This is a genomic window from Mesorhizobium sp. M7A.F.Ca.US.014.04.1.1, from assembly GCF_003998745.1.
GTDB classification, from domain to species: Bacteria; Pseudomonadota; Alphaproteobacteria; order Rhizobiales; family Rhizobiaceae; genus Mesorhizobium; species Mesorhizobium ciceri.
Genome location: NZ_RZRW01000371.1, coordinates 1 through 5,837, shown reverse-complemented (window position 1 = coordinate 5,837; position 5,837 = coordinate 1). Strand labels below are relative to the sequence as shown.

Here is a 5,837-nt window from a genome sequence, read left to right as displayed (position 1 = left end):
GGCCGCCGCTGCGCAAGAGTTCTATCGAGCTGGCGGTCAGGGTCTCGCCGTCGACGGTCACGCCCGCGCGTAACGTCTCCAGCATCGCCTCGTCCGGCACCGTGCCGATCTGCACGTGATAGGTCTTGGGCAGATGCGAGGCCGGGTCCATCAGCCGGTTGGCAAACCGGGTGTCGTTGGTCATCAGCAGCATGCCTTCGCTGGCTTTGTCGAGCCGGCCTACCGGCGAGACGAAGGGCAGATCGAGCCCTTCCAGGCAGGCATAGACGGTGTCGCGCTGCTGCGGGTCGTCGCGGGTGGTGACCAGCCCGCGCGGCTTGTTGAGCATGAGGTAGACCTTGCGCTCGGCAACCACCGGCCTGTCGTCGACGACGATGCGGTCGCGGTCGAGGTCGACGCGCAGCGCCGCATCGCGCACCACCTTGCCGCCGACGCGCACGCGGCCTTCGGCGATCAGCACCTCGGCCTGTGTGCGCGAGCACAGGCCGAGCTTCGACAGCGCCCGGTTGAGACTGACGCCGGGCGCCCCCTGCCTGCCGCTCTGCCGTGTCTGCCGTGGTGTCATGGTGCCGTCTGCGCTGGTGGAGCCGACAGATGCCACGGGCTGCAATGGCTTCGCAAGCGTGGTGCTGTCTTCCTATACAGGGCAAGGGGCAATGGCGGCATCCGTACCGCCTGGAACAGCGATATTGTCGCCGCCGCATCCGCTATAATCTGCACCCCATGAGTGAGTCCGCTGCGCCGATAACCAAGACCGTCGTCATCGGTGCCGTGCCGGCCAAGGTCTGGCGGATACTAACGACGCCAGAAATGATCCCGCAATGGATGTCCGACGAGGAGTTGACCGTCAGCCTGCAAGGGCAGGCCGGCGGCGCGATCGTCATGCGCGGACTGCTGCACGGAATACCGTTCGAAAACCACGGCACCATCCGCACTTTTGAGCCGGGAATGAGCTTCGCCTACAGCTATTGGAGCACGCTGTCGGCCTCGCGTCTGGCGGACGTGCCCGAAAATCACACCGTGGTCAGCTTCGACCTGGCGCCGGCGGATGGGGGAACACTGTTGACACTGACGCTCAGCGACTTCGCCGAACCGGCGATCCGTCCGCACGCCAATCTCTACTGGGGACCGACCTTGCAGATCCTGAAGGCGGTCTGCGAGCGCGCTTGAGAGCGGGCGGGAGTCATCGCAGCGGATAGGTCGTCCCGCCCTTACTCTTTGGGGTGTCGGGTGAGGGCCAGCGTGCGAATACGGTCGGCGACGGCGCTGTCGACCGGGTTGTAGACGGTCAGGCTCAAATCCGGCCGGCCGTCGACCGCGAAGCCCGAATATTCCAGTTCGATATCGCCAAGTTCCGGGTGCTTCAGGCGCTTTGTCCCGTCGCCATGGCTGAGCACGCCGTTTTCCCGCCACAGGGCGGCAAACTCGGGGCTGGCGCTGCAGAGTTCGTCGACGAGTTCACGCACCTCGGAGACAGCACCGGCGCGTGCCGCATCGGCCCGGAACGCGCCCACCACGAAACGGGCGAGGTTTTGCCAGTCGTGCTGCCTGGCGCGGATATGGGGACTGAGGAACATGAAGCGCAGAATGTTGCGCTCGCCCTCGGGCAGGGTGCTGTAGTCGGTCAGCACGACCCTCGCGGCACGGTTCCAGGCAACGACGTCCCAGGTGGCGGTCCTGACTATGGCGGGGCTGGCATCGAGCGTGTCGATGAGGCGCTGCAGCCGGGGGCTGACGCCTTCGACGCCCCTGTAGCGGACCTCGGGCGGGCGCCCCAGCCCGAGCATGAAAAGATGTTCGCGCTCCGCCTCGGTCAGCAGCAGCCCCTTGGCGATGCGGTTGAGGACATCGGCCGAGGGTGCGCCGCCGCGGCCCTGTTCCAGCCATGTGTACCAGGTCGGGCTGATGTTGGCGCGCTGTGCGACCTCTTCGCGGCGCAGCCCCGGCGTGCGTCTGCGTCCGGAAAACCCGAATGATGCGGGATCAAGCCGGGTGCGCCGGTCTTTGAGGAACGCTGCTAGTGAGCCGGAATTGGAAGGCATCCTGTTAGCCATTATACCACGATAAGATCACTACTTTAATAGAATAATAGACCGGCAATATTACGCAGGCAACTGTACAGGAGATTTTGCATGCGTATCTTTCTCACCGGCGCGACCGGTTTCATCGGTTCCGCGATCGTTCCCGAACTCATCAAGGCAGGCCATCAGGTGGTCGGCGTGACCCGCTCCGACGCCGGCGCCGAGGCGCTGGCCGCCGCCGGTGCTGAAGTGCATCGCGGAACGCTCGAGGAGCCCGAAGGGCTGTGCGATGGCGCGGCCAAGGCGGACGGCGTGATCCACACGGCATTCGACCACGATTTTTCGCGGTTTGCCGAGAATTGCGAAAAGGACAAACGCGTCATCGCCGCACTGGGCGCCGCGCTCGCCGGCTCCGACCGGCCGCTGGTGATCACCTCTGGCGTCGGCATGGGCAGCCCCGGGCATGGCCAGTTGGCGATCGAGGACGTCTTCAACGCCAGCCATCCCAATCCGCGCATCGCCTCGGAGCTGGCCGGCAATGCCTTGCTGGACGCCGGCATCAATGTGTCGGTGGTGCGGCTGCCGCAGGTCCACAATCCGGTCAAGCAAGGCCTTATCACGCCGCTCATCGAGATCGCGCGTGAAAGGGGCGTCTCGGCCTATGTCGGCGACGGCCGCAATCGCTACTCCGCGGGCCACCTCCTCGATGCGGCGCGGCTTTACCGGCTCGCCGTGGAAAAGCGGCAGCCGGGCGCGCGCTATCACGCGGTCGGCGAGGAAGGTGTCGAAGTGCGCGCTATCGCCGAGGCGCTCGGCCGGGGTTTGAAATTGCCGGTGGTTTCCATTGCGCCGGAAAAGGCGGCGGAGCATTTCGGCTGGATGGCGATGTTCGCGCCGATGGATCTGCCGGCCTCCAGCGCTCTGACCCAGGCACGGCTCGGCTGGCACCCCACCGGCCCGACGCTGATCGCCGATCTCGACGCCATGCGGTATTGATGCGCTTAGCAACGCTCGAGGTGAGCCGAAGTCTCTGACTTCGTCAGCCCCGTCGCGGAGACCCTGGGCCACGCCGCGACCTTTCGGGATTATGCTCCAGGGCTGACCGCGTAGCGCAGATGGACGAGCCCATGCGCCAGCGCCTCGCAGCTCTTCAGGGACAGCTGCGTCTTGCCCGCCAGGCCGCTCTCGCCGAACTCGACGAAACCCTGATTGGCGGCCCGTCCGTCGATCGCGGGTGCAACGAGAAGGCTCAATTCATCGACGAGCCCGGCGGCGAGGAAGGAACCGTTGATGCTGGCGCCGCCCTCGAGCAGCAGCCGGCTTATGCCGAGTTCGCGTCCGAGGACCTCAAGCATCGCGGCGAGATCGATATCGCCGGTTTCCGCGACGATATAGGACACGCCGTCGGCGGCAAGCTCTGCCAAATGGCTGTCGGCAACGTCGCGCCCAAGCAGCACCACGACATGGTCGCCACCGATGTCGGGTTTGGAAAAATGAAGCTTGCCCGAGGCATCGAGCGCCACGGCATAACCCGCACCTATTTGCGCGAAATGATAGGGCCGGTCGACCTTGCCGGCATTGGCCGGCGGATGCGCGCCGGCCTTGCTCATCTCGGCCATGGTGACGCGCCCGACGATCCAGGCATCAGCCGCGAGATCATTATGGATATGCTCGTAGAGGCTCGACCACTCGGCCCGGGTGCCATCGGGGCTCGAGGTATAGCGGCTGGGGTGGAGGCTGCCGTCAAGGGATGCCAGCATATGGCAGATGATTTGCGGCTTCATGTTGTTCTCCAGTCGAGTGCTTTGGGTTCAGTCCAAAGTAGTGCCACGCCGGGAGAATGGAAGCCGCACGCCTCATGACGTACCCAGCCGTTGAGACGGCATGTGCCGGCAGGTATCATGACCGGATGTCCGCGAACATAATCCTGTTTCATTCGGTTCTGGGGCTGCGCGAGCACGAGCGGCATCTCGCTGGAAAGCTGGGCGCCGCCGGTCACGCCGTTTCGCTGCCGGACCTCTATGCGGGCGTGGCGACGGACGATCTCGAGCAAGGCTTCGCGATCAAGGCGCGGATCGGCTGGGAGGTCATTTGCCAAAGGGCGCGCGATGCCCTGGCCTCGACGCCCGGCGATACGGTGCTGGCGGGGATTTCGATGGGTGCAGGCGTGGTCGCGTCAGTCTGGGCCTTGCGGCCGCTGACGGCCAAGGTGCTGCTGTTGCATGGGCTGGCAACCGTGCCTGCGAACATCCGGCCCGGCCTGCCGGTTCAATTGCATGTCGCCGACACCGATCCGTTCTTCCCCGAGCCGGATGTCCGCGCCTGGCAGCACGCCGCCGAGGCCGCGCAAACCGATGTGCGGATCTTCCGCTATCCAAACTCGGGACATTATTTCTCGGATCCAGCTCTGCCCGACTACAACGACACAGCCGCGGCGCTGCTTTGGCAGCGTGTTCTGGCGTTCCTGGATTGAGAAGCAGAGGGGCGGCCTTGCATTGGAGGTCTTCCGACAAAGCGGCCCCCACGCCGGAAATCCAAAATCCGACAATTCCGATAATTTGCCTGGCACCGCTGTTATATCGATGTTGCACAAATGGTTGGCCCTGGGTTAGCATCCCTGCGCAGGCGTCGGTGGGAGGCTCTTTTTACAGCGGCGGCCAGCTGGAGCGGCATGCGTTTTCGGGCGCAGGGAGGATGCTCCACACTTTGAACCGACGCATGATCCTTCCTGAAACCGATCCCGGTTTTCGGGTCGTGCGTTCTTGTGGAGGAGGATCCCATGAACAGACGTGAATTCCTGCTGTCGTCCGCGGCTTTCGGCGCCATGATGGTTGCCGCGCCTTCTGTGTTTGCGCAGGACAAGCTCACTATCCTTGGCTCGGTGCCCAGTCTCGGCTTTCCGTTCTTCGTGCACATGCTGAACGAGATCAAGGCGGAAGCCGCCACGCAAGGCGTCAATCTGACCGAAAGCGACGGCCAGAACTCGGCCACCAAGCAGACCGCCGACATCGAGGCCGCCCTGGTGCAGAAGGTCAACGCCATCGTCATCTCGCCGCTCGACGTCAACGCCCTGGCGCCGGCCATCGAGGAAGCGGTCAAGGCCGGCGTTCCCGTGGTGACGATCGACCGCCGCGTAGACGGCGTCGAGGGCATCCTCGCCCATGTCGGCGCCGACAATGTGAAGGGCGGCGAGGCGGAAGCCAACGCCGTGGTGGCGGCGTTTCCCAACGGTGCCAAGCTGTTCCATCTGCAGGGCCAGCCCGGCGCCGGCCCGGCGATCGACCGCAACAAGGGCGTGCACAATGTGCTCGATCCTCTGAAGGACAAGTATCAGATCGTCTTCGAGCAGACCGCCAACTTCGCCCGCGCCGAGGCGCTGTCGGTGACCGAGGCTGGCCTTGCCGCCAACGGCAAACCCGACGCCATCGTCTGCGCCAATGACGACATGGCGCTGGGCGCCATGGAGGCTTGTGCCGCGCGCAACTTCACCGACGTCAAGATCTACGGCTTCGATGCACTGCCCGAAGCGCTGGTCGCCGTGCGCGACGGCAAGCTTGCGGGCACCGTCGAGCAATTCCCCGGCGAGCAGTCGCGCACTGCGGTGCGCATCGCGGTGGCCTTTGCCAAGGACAAGACCGAGCCGAAGGAGAAGCTGGTGCTGCTGACGCCAATCGTCATCGGCAAGGACAATCTCGACAAGGCAGAGCGGATTGGCGAGACGAAGTAGGGGTTTGGCGGGGATCGGCCGATTGGCAAAGCCGGCGGGACAGCGCCCCCCTCTGTCCTGCCGGACATCTCCCCCTCAAGGGGGAGATC

At 64.8% G+C, this 5,837-nt stretch carries 7 protein-coding genes; 4 read left to right on the top strand and 3 right to left on the bottom strand.

Features of this window, described 5'->3' with window-relative positions:
* Positions 1-565: pseudouridine synthase (locus tag EOA22_RS22315; RefSeq protein WP_164755729.1), on the bottom strand; the 565-nt coding region annotated here is incomplete at its 3' end.
* A 158-nt stretch (positions 566-723) separates the two neighbouring features.
* On the opposite strand from EOA22_RS22315, the gene EOA22_RS22310 reads away from it, so the two are divergent.
* On the top strand, positions 724-1,170 hold the full coding sequence (locus EOA22_RS22310; protein ID WP_063168649.1) for an SRPBCC domain-containing protein: 447 nt from the start codon (positions 724-726) through the stop codon (positions 1,168-1,170).
* A 41-nt stretch (positions 1,171-1,211) separates the two neighbouring features.
* Here the strand turns inward: EOA22_RS22310 and EOA22_RS22305 are convergent, their stop codons facing one another.
* The gene (locus EOA22_RS22305; RefSeq protein ID WP_063168648.1) at positions 1,212-2,054 is read right to left on the bottom strand and encodes a helix-turn-helix transcriptional regulator; all 843 of its coding nucleotides are present in this window, start codon (positions 2,052-2,054) and stop codon (positions 1,212-1,214) included.
* A 78-nt stretch (positions 2,055-2,132) separates the two neighbouring features.
* On the opposite strand from EOA22_RS22305, the gene EOA22_RS22300 reads away from it, so the two are divergent.
* Complete coding sequence (locus EOA22_RS22300; RefSeq protein ID WP_063168647.1) at positions 2,133-3,017, top strand: SDR family oxidoreductase; 885 nt, start codon at positions 2,133-2,135, stop codon at positions 3,015-3,017.
* Between the two features lie 89 nt (positions 3,018-3,106).
* Here the strand turns inward: EOA22_RS22300 and EOA22_RS22295 are convergent, their stop codons facing one another.
* On the bottom strand, positions 3,107-3,805 hold the full coding sequence (locus EOA22_RS22295; RefSeq protein ID WP_063168646.1) for a RibD family protein: 699 nt from the start codon (positions 3,803-3,805) through the stop codon (positions 3,107-3,109).
* Positions 3,806-3,930: 125 nt separating this feature from the next.
* On the opposite strand from EOA22_RS22295, the gene EOA22_RS22290 reads away from it, so the two are divergent.
* Together EOA22_RS22290 and EOA22_RS22285 are read left to right on the top strand one after the other, a co-directional pair.
* Positions 3,931-4,494, top strand: a complete 564-nt coding sequence (locus EOA22_RS22290; protein WP_024501764.1) for a dienelactone hydrolase family protein — start codon at positions 3,931-3,933, stop codon at positions 4,492-4,494.
* Positions 4,495-4,800: 306 nt separating this feature from the next.
* Entirely contained in the window at positions 4,801-5,748 is a 948-nt protein-coding gene (locus EOA22_RS22285; protein WP_013530574.1) for a substrate-binding domain-containing protein, read from the top strand.
* Positions 5,749-5,837: the final 89 nt, after the last annotated feature.